14 protein-coding genes are annotated in these 13723 nt (G+C 45.8%); 6 read left to right on the top strand and 8 right to left on the bottom strand.

Going from position 1 to position 13723, the window contains the following annotated elements; translation table 11 throughout:
• Positions 1 to 329: 329 nt before the first annotated feature.
• The gene (glpX, locus tag F7Y48_RS13255) at positions 330 to 1337 is read right to left on the bottom strand and encodes a class II fructose-bisphosphatase (protein WP_258507063.1); all 1008 of its coding nucleotides are present in this window, start codon (positions 1335 to 1337) and stop codon (positions 330 to 332) included.
• Positions 1338 to 1685: 348 nt separating this feature from the next.
• Between glpX and zapB the strand changes: the two genes are divergently transcribed.
• Positions 1686 to 1928, top strand: a complete 243-nt coding sequence (zapB, locus tag F7Y48_RS13250) for a cell division protein ZapB (RefSeq protein ID WP_005379536.1) — start codon at positions 1686 to 1688, stop codon at positions 1926 to 1928.
• 135 nt (positions 1929 to 2063) lie between these two features.
• Here zapB and rraA read toward each other — a convergent pair whose 3' ends face one another.
• From rraA to priA, 7 genes are all read right to left on the bottom strand, one after another.
• A complete protein-coding gene (rraA, locus tag F7Y48_RS13245) occupies positions 2064 to 2570 on the bottom strand; it encodes a ribonuclease E activity regulator RraA (RefSeq protein ID WP_005397954.1) in 507 nt (168 codons plus the stop codon).
• A gap of 76 nt (positions 2571 to 2646) precedes the next feature.
• Entirely contained in the window at positions 2647 to 3564 is a 918-nt protein-coding gene (locus F7Y48_RS13240) for a 1,4-dihydroxy-2-naphthoate polyprenyltransferase (RefSeq protein ID WP_258507062.1), read from the bottom strand.
• Positions 3565 to 4538: 974 nt separating this feature from the next.
• The gene (gene hslU / locus F7Y48_RS13235; protein ID WP_006742475.1) at positions 4539 to 5870 is read right to left on the bottom strand and encodes an HslU--HslV peptidase ATPase subunit; all 1332 of its coding nucleotides are present in this window, start codon (positions 5868 to 5870) and stop codon (positions 4539 to 4541) included.
• A 23-nt stretch (positions 5871 to 5893) separates the two neighbouring features.
• Positions 5894 to 6445, bottom strand: coding sequence for an ATP-dependent protease subunit HslV (gene hslV / locus F7Y48_RS13230; protein ID WP_033905999.1), 552 nt, complete (start codon positions 6443 to 6445; stop codon positions 5894 to 5896).
• A gap of 115 nt (positions 6446 to 6560) precedes the next feature.
• Positions 6561 to 7109 (bottom strand): cell division protein FtsN, encoded by a 549-nt coding sequence (ftsN, locus tag F7Y48_RS13225; RefSeq protein ID WP_017820300.1) that lies wholly within the window; start codon positions 7107 to 7109, stop codon positions 6561 to 6563.
• A 224-nt stretch (positions 7110 to 7333) separates the two neighbouring features.
• Positions 7334 to 8362, bottom strand: coding sequence for a DNA-binding transcriptional regulator CytR (gene cytR, locus F7Y48_RS13220; protein WP_254901949.1), 1029 nt, complete (start codon positions 8360 to 8362; stop codon positions 7334 to 7336).
• A 304-nt stretch (positions 8363 to 8666) separates the two neighbouring features.
• Positions 8667 to 10868, bottom strand: a complete 2202-nt coding sequence (gene priA / locus F7Y48_RS13215; protein ID WP_258507061.1) for a primosomal protein N' — start codon at positions 10866 to 10868, stop codon at positions 8667 to 8669.
• Positions 10869 to 11163: 295 nt separating this feature from the next.
• Between priA and rpmE the strand changes: the two genes are divergently transcribed.
• The 5 genes from rpmE (at position 11164) to rplW (ending at position 13715) form a co-directional block, all read left to right on the top strand.
• Positions 11164 to 11385: a 50S ribosomal protein L31 gene (gene rpmE / locus F7Y48_RS13210; RefSeq protein WP_005379546.1), complete on the top strand. Its 222-nt coding sequence runs from the start codon at positions 11164 to 11166 to the stop codon at positions 11383 to 11385.
• A gap of 455 nt (positions 11386 to 11840) precedes the next feature.
• On the top strand, positions 11841 to 12152 hold the full coding sequence (gene rpsJ / locus F7Y48_RS13205) for a 30S ribosomal protein S10 (RefSeq protein ID WP_004410492.1): 312 nt from the start codon (positions 11841 to 11843) through the stop codon (positions 12150 to 12152).
• A gap of 14 nt (positions 12153 to 12166) precedes the next feature.
• Positions 12167 to 12796 carry a 50S ribosomal protein L3 gene (gene rplC / locus F7Y48_RS13200; protein ID WP_005379555.1) on the top strand — a complete coding sequence of 210 codons (630 nt, stop codon included), beginning with the start codon at positions 12167 to 12169 and terminating at the stop codon, positions 12794 to 12796.
• Positions 12797 to 12813: 17 nt separating this feature from the next.
• The gene (gene rplD / locus F7Y48_RS13195) at positions 12814 to 13416 is read left to right on the top strand and encodes a 50S ribosomal protein L4 (protein WP_005379556.1); all 603 of its coding nucleotides are present in this window, start codon (positions 12814 to 12816) and stop codon (positions 13414 to 13416) included.
• A complete protein-coding gene (rplW, locus tag F7Y48_RS13190) occupies positions 13413 to 13715 on the top strand; it encodes a 50S ribosomal protein L23 (protein WP_004398471.1) in 303 nt (100 codons plus the stop codon). Before rplD ends, rplW begins: the two co-directional genes overlap by 4 nt.
• Positions 13716 to 13723: the final 8 nt, after the last annotated feature.

The raw sequence follows: 13723 nt of genomic DNA, 5'->3' as shown, positions 1-13723 counted from the left end.
AGATTCTTAGTCTCGCTGGAGCTCGCTAGAATGACGAGCTCTTTTGATTTTGAGCTTGCTGTGGTGACCGTCATTCTGAACAGCGAGGAACGAGTGTGATTCAGAATCTATCGTCCGATTGTGCAGTGGTTAAGGCGAGCAGGAAAGAATAGGATTTTGCTGTTACTAGATTTCTGAGTCTCGCTAGAATGACGAGCTCTTTTGATTTTGAGCTTGCTATGGTTGCCCATCATTCTGAACAGCGAGGGACGAGCGTGATTCAGAATCTATTGCTTGGTTGTGCGGAAAGAAAGGCTCCAACTCAGATTAGCTAGAGCCTCGAAAAATGCTTAAAGAATAATATCACGCACTTCTGGATCTTTACGATCTAGGTAGTGAGTCGACTTAATGCGACGAATAGTACGGCATCGACCACGCACGAGAAGCGTTTCTGTGGTTGCGATATTGCCTTGGCGAGAGATGCCTTCTAGTAAGTCACCTTTAGTGATGCCTGTTGCTGAGAATACCACGTTGTCGCTGCGTGCCATGTCTTCCATTTTGAGGACAACATTCGCTTTTACGCCCATTTCATCGCAGCGTTTTAGTTCGTCTGCGCCGTAAATGCGGTTTTCTTCAGTATCGCCTTTTACTTCGTGACGCGGAAGTAGACGACCGTGCATGTCACCGTCTAGCGCTCGAATCACCGCGGCTGATACGACCCCTTCTGGCGCGCCGCCAATACAGTACATCATGTCCACTTCACTGTCTGGCATACAAGTCAGAATAGAGGCAGCCACGTCACCATCAGGCACCGCAAAGACACGTACGCCCATTGCTTGCATTTCTGCAATAACGTCATCGTGGCGAGGTTTCGCAAGGGTAATAACGACTAAGGTATCAAGTGGTTTGTTCAGGGCTTTTGCTACGTTCTCTAGGTTCTCTTTTAACGGCTTTTCTAAATCAATTGCGCCTTTTGCACTAGGGCCAACAACCAGTTTTTCCATGTACATATCTGGCGCTTTAAGAAAGCTGCCTTTCTCACCTGCGGCAAGTACGGCTAGTGCGTTGGATTGCCCCATTGCGGTCATGCGAGTCCCTTCAATCGGGTCGACTGCAATATCCACTTCATCACCACCAATACCCACTTGCTCACCAATGTATAGCATTGGCGCATCATCGATTTCACCCTCACCAATGACAATTTCACCACTGATATCTGTTTTGTTCAGTAGGGTGCGCATAACTTCAACAGCTGCGCCATCGGCTGCATTTTTATCGCCACGGCCAAGCCATTTGTAACCAGCTAAAGCTGCACCTTCAGTCACACGGGAAAATGCCATTGCTAAATCGCGTTTCATGATGTCTCCAAGTAAGCAAGAGGGAAGAAGAATTTGCGCGGCGATTCTATCACAACGTAGGGTAAACGTTTGCCTTTTTGCGGAGCTTTTACTTTATCTAACTTGAATTTGATCAATACTTAGGGCGATTTTCAGCGTGGCGGGAGGCAAAATCCTTGCTCAAAAATGCTTCGGCGATAAGAAAAGTCAGCGTTTAGTGAGATTGCGCCGATTTTTTGACCGAATGATGCGAAATATCGAATATAGTGAGTGTTTCTCATCGCGACGCTGAGTAGAATGAACCTTATATAGGTTAGGTGTGCATCAATCTCGCACATCGTCCCAACGGAATAACATAGGTAGGCCAAGATGTCTTTTGAAGTACTAGAACAACTAGAATCTAAAATTCAAACTGCAGTTGACACAATCACTCTTCTTCAGATGGAAGTCGAAGAGCTGAAAGAAGATAAAGCTAAACTTGCGGAAGAAGCGAACGAGCTTCGCTCTCAACGTGAAGAGCTAGAGCAAAAAGCACAACAAGCACAGCAAGAGCACGCACAATGGCAAGAGCGCATTCGTGCACTACTTGGCAAAATGGACGAAGTGGAATAATTCGGCTTCTTCATTCCAAATTAAAAACACCCGCGTTAAGCGGGTGTTTGTGTTTTAGGCAAGTTGAAAATCGTTAGGACAAGCTCGATTCTGATAGCCAAGATAAGGTCCTATAACTTAGGTACCTAAGACTCGTTATTCTTCTTCATCCAACTCTAAATCAATATTCAATGGCTCAGGCGACAGGATGATCCCAGTGCTATCAGCATAAATATAATCTTCAGGTAAGAAGCTGACGCCGCCAAAGTTGACTGGTACATCTAATTCGCCGATACCCTGGCTGGTCGCTCCAACAGGAATAGAAGCGAGGGCTTGAATGCCTAAGTTCATATCTTCAAGTTCATCTACTTCACGAACACAGCCGTAAACGACAATGCCTTCCCACTCGTTTTCTTCCGCAATAGTTGCGATTTCTGCATCGATAAGGGCTTTACGTAGGGAACCGCCACCGTCAATTAACAAAACGCGACCAAGTCCATCTTGCTCTAATGTCTCGCGGATCAACGAATTATCTTCAAAACACTTGATGGTGGTGATTTGCCCGGCAAATGAAGCGCGACCGCCAAAATTACTGAACATTGGTTCAACCACATCTACCTGATCGAGGTAGATATCACAGAGTGCTGAGGTATTGTATTCCATAGCGTACCTTTCTAAACAGAAATTGGTTGTCTTTGAGTATATCTAGGCATTAAGTCAATGCAATGACAATCCTTTTTTAACTTACTAGAGTTTGAGCTACCACAATTGTTGCAAACAAAACGTTGGTGACTAAAGAGCATTTCACGATGACTGGCATCATTGGTGCTATCTGAGCGGGCTTTTGTGTATGCCAAACCGCTTTGCCATGATCGGCCACGAAATAAATACTAAGTAAAAATGGCAAGCTAATCCAAACGGGTTTGTCTTGAATTAACAAGTAAGCCGCAAAGGCAAGAATAGCACCGCCAAGTAAAACAAAGTGGTACTGCTTGGCTTTGCGTTGACCCAATCGCACTGCGACTGTGCGTTTACCACACTCTCGGTCGTTCTCGATATCACGCATATTGTTGATGTTGAGTACTGCAACGGCGAGTAAACCGCAGCCTAAAGCAGGTAAGAATAGCGTGGTGTCTACGTGACCGGTATGCAAGAAGTAGGTACCGGATACGCCGAGTAAACCAAAAAACAAGAAAACTGAAATATCGCCAAGCCCCACGTAACCGTATGGCTTGCTACCCATGGTGTAAGCAATCGCCGCTAGGATGGCTAAAATTCCCAGCCCGATAAACGTCACAATGCTTTCCAGTGAACTTAGTGAATAGAAAACTAACACCAAGCCAGAAATAGCGGTCAGAACGATGTTAAATATAATCGCCTGTTTCATCTGTTTCGCACTTACCGCGCCAGACTGCATCGCTCGTAATGGGCCAAGGCGTTTGTCGTTATCTGTACCTTGAATGGCATCGCCATAGTCGTTCGCAAGGTTGGATAGAATTTGCAGCAACGTCGCGGTTACGAAAGCCATGATGGCAATTGTCAGTGAAAAATGACCCGCCGAGTAGGCGAGTACACTACCCGTTAAGATAGAGACTAATGCCAGAGGTAGTGTTTTTGGGCGAGCGGCTTCAAGCCAGATCTGTAAAGATTGTTTCATGGAAATTTCGTGCTAGTAACCAATGTGCTCAGTATAAGCACAAAGAGGCAGATACGCTATTGACCTAAAACAACTCAACTAGAAGTCAAAGGGTGAAGTAGAAGGAAAGCAGTTTCGATATTTGAGGCAATAAAATAGCCCTCTTTTTGGAAAGTGAAGGGTACGGAGAACGCTGCTATTAGATTCTTAGTCTCGCTTGAGCTCGCTAGAATGACGAGATCTTTTGATTTAGATGTTGTCAAAGTCACCGCCATTCTGAACAACGAGGAACGAGTGTGATTCAGAATCTATCGTCTGGTTGGGCTGTGATTAAGGCGAACAGGAAAGAATAAGAGTCTGCTGTTACCAGATTCTTAGTCTCGCTGGAGCTCGCTAGAATGACGAGATCTTTTGATTTAGCTGTTGTCAAAGTCACCGCCATTCTGAACAACGAGGAACGAGTGTGATTCAGAATCAATCGTCCGATTGTGCGGTGGTTAAGGTGAGCTGGAAAGAATAGGGTGTGCTGCTACTAGATTCTTAGTCTCGCTTGAGCTCGCTAGCATGACCAGATCTTTTGATTTAGATGTTGTCAAAGCCACCGTCATTCTGAACAACGAGGAACGAGTGTGATTCAGAATCTATCGTCCGATTGTGTAGTGGTGAAGGCGAGTTCGGAAGAATAGGCGTTTGCTGTTACTAGATTCTTAGTCTCGATGAGAACCCTTAGAATGACGAGATCTTTTGATTTAGATGTTGTCAAAGTAACCGTCATTCTGAAAAACGAGGAACGAGTGTGATTCAGAATCTATCGTCCGATTGTGCGGTGGTTAAGGTGAGCTGGAAAGAACAGGGTGCGCTGTTACTAGATTCTTAGTCTCGCTTGAGCTCGCTAGAATGACCAGATCTTTTGATTTAGGTGTTGTCACAGTAATCGTCATTCTAAACAAAAAGCCCAGAAACAAGTTTCTGGGCTTTGGTGGGATAGATTGCGGTTAAAGAATAAAGCGGCTTAGATCTTCATCTTCAATCGTGTCGCCTAGGCGCTCTTTCACATAAGCGGCATCGATAACAAATTTCGCGCCAGATTGCTCCGCCGCGTCGTAAGAGATTTCATCCATTAAGCGTTCCATAACGGTGTGTAAGCGACGAGCACCGATGTTTTCTGTGCTTTCGTTGACCGTCCATGCCGCTTCCGCGATTTGCGTGATGCCATCTTCTGTGAACTCGATGTCCACATCTTCCGTTTTCATCAACGCAACGTACTGCTCTGTTAGAGAGGCTTTTGGCTCTGTCAGAATGCGTTTGAAGTCGTTGCTGCTTAGTGCTTCTAGCTCAACACGAATTGGTAGACGACCTTGCAATTCTGGGATCAAGTCAGATGGTTTTGCCACTTGGAATGCACCAGATGCAACAAACAGAATGTGGTCTGTTTTTACCATGCCGTGCTTGGTTGATACCGTGCTGCCTTCAATCAATGGAAGTAGGTCGCGCTGAACACCTTCGCGTGAAACGTCTGGGCCTGAGCTCTCGCCGCGTTTACAGATCTTGTCGATCTCATCGATAAATACGATGCCGTTGTTTTCAACGTTGAAAATCGCCGCTTCTTTTAGCTCTTCTTGGTTAACCAGTTTTGCCGCTTCTTCTTCCGCTAACGCTTTCATTGCGTCTTTGATTTTCAGCTTACGTTTTTTCTTAGTGTCGCCTGCCAGGTTTTGGAACATGCCTTGCAGCTGGTTAGTCATCTCTTCCATACCTGGGGGCGCCATGATCTCTACGCCCATTTGTGGTGCGGCTACGTCGATTTCAATTTCTTTATCGTCTAGTTGGCCTTCACGCAGTTTCTTACGGAAGATCTGGCGAGTGTGAGAAGACTCTTCCGTTTGCTCTGCTTGACCCCAGCTATCACGTGCTGGTGGCAGTAGCGCATCAAGAATGCGTTCTTCCGCTTGCTCTTCAGCGCGGAATTTTACTTTTTCCATCGCTTGTTGATGCGTCATTTTTACCGCGACATCTGTTAGGTCACGGATGATGGTTTCAACTTCTTTACCAACGTAACCCACTTCGGTGAATTTTGTCGCTTCAACTTTGATGAAAGGGGCATTTGCCAGTTTGGCGAGGCGGCGTGCGATTTCAGTCTTACCAACACCAGTAGGACCAATCATCAAAATGTTTTTTGGCGTCACTTCGGCGCGCAAGCTTTCTTCAAGCTGCATACGGCGCCAGCGGTTACGAAGTGCAATCGCAACCGAACGCTTGGCTTTTTCTTGACCGATAATGTGGCGGTTCAATTCATGAACGATTTCGCGAGGCGTCATTTCAGACATATTCTTTCCTTACTTCGTTACGATTACGCGGTTGGTTTTTCAGGCTCTATTGTTGAGTCTAGCTCTTCTACCGTGTGGTGATGGTTAGTGAAGACACAAATATCACCCGCGATGTTGAGGGCTTTTTCCGCGATCTCACGAGCATCTAGATCTGTGTTTTCTAGTAGGGCGGTTGCTGCAGCTTGTGCGTAAGCACCACCAGAGCCAATCGCAATCAGGTCGTGTTCTGGCTGTACGACATCACCATTACCGGTAATGATTAACGATGCGGTTTCGTCGGCAACGGCAAGCAAGGCTTCGAGCTTGCGCAGAGCACGATCGCTACGCCAGTCTTTGGCTAGCTCAACCGCAGCCTTAGTTAGGTGGCCTTGGTGCATTTGCAGCTTGCTTTCGAAGCGCTCAAAAAGGGTGAAGGCATCTGCAGTGCCGCCAGCAAAGCCCGCTAGTACTTGGTTGTTATATAGGCGGCGAACTTTGCGCGCATTACCTTTCATTACGGTATTGCCTAGAGATACTTGGCCATCACCCGCGATGACGACTTTATTATTTCGACGTACAGATACAATGGTAGTCACAGTCGACCTCTTGATTATTTCTCTTTGGATTTAATTCAGTATATGGGGGAGGGGAAATAGGGATTCAAGGGGGCAAAAAGAAAGGCCCTAGGATCTTAGCTCCTAGGGCCTGAGTTTAAAGATTTTCTTTCCAAATCGCACATGGCTCGATTTTCGCGCGTTGCAGTTTATGACGGTCACGTTCTGCATCACGTTTGAACTTATACGGACCTAGCACCACGCGATACCATGAACTGCCTTCTTTCTTACGAATCTTGCTCGACATCCCTTGGAACGCGATTGCAAGCTTGCGCTCTTCCGCTTGTGCCTGGGTTTTGTACGCGCCACACTGCATGATGTAAGGAATTTTAGAAACTTCAATTTCTTTGGCCACAACTTCAACTTCACGTTTCGGTAGTGACTCAACATATTCCCACTTTTCTTCTGGTGGTGGCGGCAAGTCTTTTTTCGGCTTTGGTTTGCTTACAGTGGTTGTTGGCTGCTTCACGACAGGTTGTTTGGGTTCTGGGTCGCTACTCAAAAGGTAAAGACCATAGCCAAAACCACCCACGAGCAAGATAGCGAGCAGGCCACTACGCCAAGGTTTTTTTCTTCTCGGCGGCTGTTTTTTTGTCGACTTTTTTGGGGCGCCTCGCCCCCGTCTTACATAATCTCTATTTGCCACGGTTATTTCTGGTCATCAAGGATTCTTGCAAATATGTTAATCCAGAACGAGTTGAGAAAACACCCTATTGATAGAATCTTGATAGCTAAAGCGCGACAACGCCCGAGTGTAGGAGTGTGTTTCCGTTCTTGCTTATATTTATTCGGGGATACACAAAAAGCAGGAGGGGCAAATAAAAAGCGGCGCCTTAGCACCGCTTTGGGTATGAATACCTAATTTTTAGGTTAAGGGCGCTGTGGTGGCGCTGCACTTCCGCGAATGACGAGGTTAGTTTCAAGTAGGCGCGAGCCTGAATGCACGTCGTGTCCTTTTAACATCTCAAGCATCATTAGCATCGCTTGTCGACCAATCTCATAGCGAGGCTGAGAGATAGTGGTCAACGGTGGATCGCAGTACTGAGCGAAGTTAATGTCATCAAAGCCCACAACAGAGAGATCTTGCGGTACTCGTAAGCCAAGCTTTTTCGCTTCTTGAATTGCGCCGATGGCCATTGTGTCACAGTGGCAGAAAATAGCCGTTGGTGGCTCAGGTAATTCGAGCAGTTTACGAACGGCTTTTGCTCCGCCATCAAAAGAGAACTCAGTAATGACACTATATTGAGGGTCTTTATTGATGCCTGCACGGCGCAAGGCTTGTTGATAACCTTGCTGGCGGAACTGACACAATATTGCCGTATCTGGACCCGAGATTTGCGCGATGCGTTTATGACCTAGCTGGGTTAGGTAATTCACCGCTTCAAATGCTGAGGTCAGGTTATCAATGTGTACTGTTGGAAGTTCTAACTCTGGCGCAAATTCACACGCCATCACCATCGGAGGTAAGTTCTTTTGTTCTGGCTTACTGACATCGAACGGTAGATCTGTGCCAAGCAGTAGCATTCCATCCGCCTGCTTAGTAAATACGAGGTTAACGAAAGAACTTTCGCGTTTCTTCTGTTGTCCGCTATCGCCCAGCAGGACTAGATAGCCATGTTCCATGGCAGCATCTTCAATACCGCGAATAATTTCAGAGAAATAAGGATCACAGATGTCGGGAACGATAGTAACAATGGTTTTTGATTCGTTTCTACGTAAGTTACGCGCTAATGAGTTTGGAGAATAACCCGCTTCAAGTACGGCATCTTCTACTCTTTTTCTCGTTGAAGAAGATACTTTTTCTGGGTTCATTAATGCTCGAGATACCGTAGCCGTAGACACTCCCGCAAGCTGGGCAACATCCTTCATTGTCGCCATAGTTTTTAACCTCTCGTTTATTTTTTTGCCAAGATGACGTTATTCCGGTTTGAAATCATAGTAATCACGCTGAGTTAGAGCAGCGTTTGCTCTTCGCTCAGTTCGTGTTAACAAGTGGAAAAATGGATTCTTCACTGCGACATCAATTTGTGGGAATAGTCATTGTTTTAATCTAAGCCTGTGCGAACAAGTCACTTTAGACTTTTCTAATTTGGATAGTCTATTCATTTCTAAAGTGAAAGTTACGGTCTGTTTAACAAAAATTGCAATCCCGTCGTGATGCTCGTCACATTAAATGGTAATTCATTACATAGTTAAACGTTTGCTAGCTGAGATCTTGTGGCTCTATGTCTAAATTCCAGCGAACTTTCTTGGCATTTGGCAACAACTCAATAGCAGGTTTGGCACTGGTTAATAACTTTTGCATCAATGAACGATGCTGGGTTTGAAGTAACAACTGCCAGCGGTATTTACCAGCCCGCTTGGCCAAAGGTGAAGGAGTGGGGCCTAACACCATGCAGGAATCATCGAACAGAGGGTGTGATTCTAACGTAAAGCGAACCTGACGCAGGAAGTCTTCAACTACCTCACTTTGGTTTGCTTCTGCTTTAAACAGAGTCAAGAAACTATAAGGCGGAAGCTGAGCCAGTTTGCGTTCTTCCAGAGCTGTCATAGCAAAGTGACGATAGTCTTTTTGAAGTAGGGCTTGCAGCAAGCTGTGCTCAGGATGGTGAGTTTGCAGGATCACTTCGCCAGGTTTACTTGCTCGGCCAGCACGACCTGCGACCTGAATAAACAGCTGAGCTAATCGCTCCGAAGCGCGAAAATCACTACTATACAAAGAGCCATCAACATCCAAAAGAGCTACGAGCGTTACATTTGGAAAGTGGTGCCCCTTGGCCAGCATTTGAGTGCCTATCAGTATTTGGTATTCACCTTTACGAATCGACTCAAGGGCATCTTCCAAGCTACCTTTGCGACGTGTGCTGTCTCTGTCGATGCGAATGGCTTTGTATTCTGGAAATAACTGAGCCAATTGTTGTTCGAGCTGCTCAGTTCCTACGCCGACGGTAACCAGTTGAGTTGAACCACACCCCTGACACTGATGAATGACAGGTTGTTGTGAGCCGCAGTGATGGCAGCGTATTTCGTTGCTATAATGGTGGAACGTATAGTACGCATCACAGCGTTTACATTCTGCAATCCAACCACATTCATGGCACATCAAAGCGGGCGAGAAACCTCGGCGGTTAAGAAACAACATAACCTGATTGCCCATTTTTAAGTGTTTGCGCATTTCGGCAATCAGTTGGGCGGATAAGCCACTTTCTAAATACTGACCTTTTACATCTAACACTTTATTGGTGGTTGGCACGGCAGAGCCAGCTCGTTGGGTGAGTGTTAAATGGTGATATTTACCAGACAGTGCATTATGTAGGGTTTCTAACGCTGGCGTCGCTGAGCCAAGGACAATCGGCACTTGCTCTTTATGGGCGCGCATGACAGCAACATCACGAGCGTGGTAACGCAAGCTGTCTTGTTGCTTATAAGAGGAGTCATGCTCTTCATCAACGATAATAATCCCCAAATCAGCAAAAGGTGTCAGTAGGGCTGAGCGCGTACCAATGATGATCCCCGCGGCTTTATCGCGAGCCGATAACCAGGCGTTCAAACGCTCTGTTTCATTCAAACCGGAATGAATCACATCTACTGGGACATTAAATCGATGTTTAAAGCGGTTGATGGTTTGGGGCGTTAGACCGATCTCAGGTACTAAAACTAATGCTTGTTTCCCTTGCTCTAGAACGGGCTTGATAAGGTTTAAGTAAACTTCGGTTTTACCGGATCCCGTGACCCCTTCTAATAAATAGCAAGCAAAGCCCGTTTGGCTATTTACGCTGGCAATCGCGAGTGCTTGTTCATGGTTAAGCTTTGGTTTCTCTACCGCACACTCTACATTTTGACTCCATTTCGTAATGGTCGGCTTTTTCTCGATGCGCTCGACCCAACCTTTTTCTTCGAGATTTTTTAAGATGGTCGAGTTTACTTCTTGATCCAAGAGCTCTTGATGCGAGATTGGGCCGTTGATCATCATTTGGAGTGCACGCTGTTGTTTTATCGCACGTCCAAGCCCTTGCATGAGCTTATTTCTTCCTGCTTCTGTCAGTTGCCATTCTTGTAGCGTTGCAAAGTCGGCCGGTTTGCCTTTCCTCAGCGCGGCAGGCATTGCATTGTGTAGAGTGTCACCTAGAGGGTACTGATAGAACTGGCTGCACCAATTTAGCAGAGAATAAAGCGTCTCTGGCCATATCGGTTGGGAGTCTAATACCGCTTTGATTGGCTTAAGCTGCTCTTTAGGAAAGTCGGAGTGGTTCACCATTGCGGTGACGATGCCGACTAAGGTTTGGCGTCCAAAAGGTACGGAAACGCGTCCACCAATGATCGGAAACAGGTGCCCCGGAATGGCGTAATCAAATTGTTTGTCGAGCGGAACGGGTAATGCCACTCTAGCAATGGTGGGACGCATAAATTCTTAGCTATTAAAAAGAGGGAAAGGAAATGAGAGTCTATTAAAATCGGTATGGAAATTCGAGTAAAGCTATGTGATTCAGCGTGAATCGTGCCTCTATGATTAGTCTGGCTAAAAAAGTGGCGAAAAAGTTGCCAAATATGTTGATCCGAGCAATGTGATTCTTTACTATATCGCGCCTTGAGATATGGCTTCGGCAATTAGTTGATGCGGTATCCCATTTTATTATTAATTGCGTGTGGTGTGCGGCTTAGATTCGTATAGCGACACGGCCTACTATTGAGGTTATCCCATGAAAGCTGGTATCCACCCAGAATACAAAGCAGTAAAAGCGACTTGTTCTTGCGGCAACTCTTTTGAGTTCAACTCTACTCTAGGTAAAGAGTCTATCCACCTAGACGTATGTGACAAGTGTCACCCATTCTACACTGGTAAGCAACGTATCGTTGATACAGGCGGCCGTGTTGATCGCTTCAACAAGCGTTTCGGTGCACTATCAAGCGGTAAGAAATAATAGCAGCCGCTATTACGATTACAGTTTAGAAAAGGACGCTTCGGCGTCCTTTTTGTTTAATGGCTACCAAGCGAAGAGGGATGTATAGGGTTTGGAATATTCCCGATTATTTTTCACTCAGCGCTTGCAACCTAAAGTGTGATCTGTATAATGCAGCGCACTGGTTAAGCCAGTTGTGAACCAATGAGCAGTGAGGAGCGAGCAAATCTAAGGATTTGCGAGGTAATGTATACTCAGCTTATGTTCGCGGTTAATACAATTAGCTATCTTTTCTTCGGAAAAACTATCCTCAAAGGTGACTTTGGCATATAGGGATAGTTAATCGAAAATTAACTGACAATGCGTCCTAATCTTGGATGCTACGGTTTCACATAAATCAATCGGCATTCTCTCGTCTTGACGAGTTTGAGTGGCGATATTGTTTGTGTAATTTATTAAATTTGGAGCTCTGTCTCATGCAGAACCAACGTATCCGTATCCGCCTAAAAGCTTTCGATTACAAACTAATCGATGCTTCTACAGCGGAAATCGTTGAAACAGCTAAGCGCACTGGCGCACAGGTTCGTGGTCCAATCCCACTGCCAACTCGTAAAGAGCGTTTCACAGTTCTTATCTCTCCACACGTTAACAAGAAAGCACGTGACCAGTACGAAATCCGTACTCACAAGCGTCTAATCGACATCGTTGAGCCAACAGACAAGACTGTTGATGCTCTAATGCGTCTAGACCTTGCTGCGGGCGTTGACGTTCAAATTAGCCTAGGTTAAGGGAGATTAGAAGTATGATTGGTCTAATCGGTCGTAAAGTGGGCATGACCCGCGTATTTACTGAAGAAGGCGTTTCTATCCCAGTAACTGTTGTTGAGGTTGAAGCTAACCGTGTTTCTCAAGTGAAAACTCTTGAAACTGACGGCTACGCAGCAATCCAGGTTACAGCTGGTTCTAAGAAAGCTAACCGCGTAAACAAAGCTGAAGCAGGTCACTTTGCTAAAGCTGGCGTTGAAGCTGGTCGCGGTCTTTGGGAATTCCGTTTAGAAAACGGCGAAGAGTTCGAAGTTGGTTCAGAACTAACTGTTGAACTATTCAACGAAACTAAGAAAGTAGACGTTACTGGTACATCTAAGGGTAAAGGTTTCCAAGGCGCTGTTAAGCGTTGGAACTTCCGTACTCAAGATATGACTCACGGTAACTCATTGTCTCACCGTGCTCCTGGTTCTATCGGTCAATGTCAGACTCCAGGTCGCGTATTTAAAGGCAAGAAAATGGCAGGTCACATGGGTGCTGAGCGTGTAACGACTCAAAACCTAGAGATCGTACGTGTTGACGCTGAGCGCAACCTGCTTCTTATTAAAGGTGCAGTCCCAGGCGCAACTGGCGGCAACGTGATCGTTAAACCAGCTGTTAAAGCATAACGTCTCAGGAGTAAGTAATGGAACTAATGGTTAAAGGTGCCGATGCACTAACTGTTTCCGAAACTACTTTCGGACGTGAGTTTAACGAAGCTCTTGTACACCAAGTAGTTGTTGCGTACGCAGCAGGTGCTCGTCAAGGTACTCGTGCTCAAAAAACACGTTCAGAAGTTTCTGGCGGTGGCGCTAAGCCATGGCGTCAAAAAGGTACTGGCCGTGCGCGTGCTGGTACAATCCGTAGCCCAATCTGGCGTACAGGTGGTGTTACTTTTGCTGCGAAACCACAAGATCACAGCCAAAAAGTAAACAAAAAAATGTACCGTGGTGCTATGAAGAGCATTCTTTCTGAGCTTGTTCGTCAAGAGCGTCTAATCGTTGTTGATAACTTCTCAGTTGAAGCACCAAAGACTAAAGAGCTAGTTGCTAAGCTTAAAGAGCTTGAGCTAACTGACGCTCTAATCGTGACTAGCGAAGTAGATGAGAATCTATTCCTAGCTGCTCGTAACCTATACAAAGTTGACGCACGTGATGTTGCTGGTATCGATCCAGTATCTCTAATCGCGTTTGACAAAGTTGTAATGACTGCAGAAGCAGTTAAGCAAGTAGAGGAAATGCTAGCATGATCACTGAAGAGCGTATCCTAAAAGTTCTACGTGCACCGCACATCTCTGAAAAAGCAACTATGGCAGCTGAGAAAGCGAACACTATCGTTTTCAAAGTAGCTAAAGATGCGACTAAAAAAGAGATCAAAGCAGCTGTAGAAAAGCTATTTGAAGTTGAAGTTAAGTCTGTAAATACTCTTATTACTAAGGGTAAGACCAAACGTCAAGGTCTACGCCAAGGTCGCCGCAGCGACGTTAAGAAAGCGTACGTTACTTTGAAAGAAGGTCAAGATCTTGACTTCGTTGGCGGCGCGGAATAACAGGAGTA

This window comes from Vibrio sp. 2-1-2a (assembly GCF_032648565.1).
Classification (GTDB): domain Bacteria; phylum Pseudomonadota; class Gammaproteobacteria; order Enterobacterales; family Vibrionaceae; genus Vibrio; species Vibrio diabolicus.
The sequence above is the reverse complement of the archived record's forward strand: the minus strand, read 5'-3'. Positions and strand labels throughout refer to the sequence as shown.

What these genes read in the sequence shown, in the direction of transcription:
- glpX (WP_258507063.1), bottom strand. Translation starts at nt 1,337, where the DNA reads ATGAAACGCGATTTAGCAATGGCATTTTCCCGTGTGACTGAAGGTGCA.
- zapB (WP_005379536.1), top strand. Translation starts at nt 1,686, where the DNA reads ATGTCTTTTGAAGTACTAGAACAACTAGAATCTAAAATTCAAACTGCA.
- rraA (WP_005397954.1), bottom strand. Translation starts at nt 2,570, where the DNA reads ATGGAATACAATACCTCAGCACTCTGTGATATCTACCTCGATCAGGTA.
- F7Y48_RS13240 (WP_258507062.1), bottom strand. Translation starts at nt 3,564, where the DNA reads ATGAAACAATCTTTACAGATCTGGCTTGAAGCCGCTCGCCCAAAAACA.
- hslU (WP_006742475.1), bottom strand. Translation starts at nt 5,870, where the DNA reads ATGTCTGAAATGACGCCTCGCGAAATCGTTCATGAATTGAACCGCCAC.
- priA (WP_258507061.1), bottom strand. Translation starts at nt 10,868, where the DNA reads ATGCGTCCCACCATTGCTAGAGTGGCATTACCCGTTCCGCTCGACAAA.
- rpmE (WP_005379546.1), top strand. Translation starts at nt 11,164, where the DNA reads ATGAAAGCTGGTATCCACCCAGAATACAAAGCAGTAAAAGCGACTTGT.
- rpsJ (WP_004410492.1), top strand. Translation starts at nt 11,841, where the DNA reads ATGCAGAACCAACGTATCCGTATCCGCCTAAAAGCTTTCGATTACAAA.
- rplC (WP_005379555.1), top strand. Translation starts at nt 12,167, where the DNA reads ATGATTGGTCTAATCGGTCGTAAAGTGGGCATGACCCGCGTATTTACT.
- rplD (WP_005379556.1), top strand. Translation starts at nt 12,814, where the DNA reads ATGGAACTAATGGTTAAAGGTGCCGATGCACTAACTGTTTCCGAAACT.
- rplW (WP_004398471.1), top strand. Translation starts at nt 13,413, where the DNA reads ATGATCACTGAAGAGCGTATCCTAAAAGTTCTACGTGCACCGCACATC.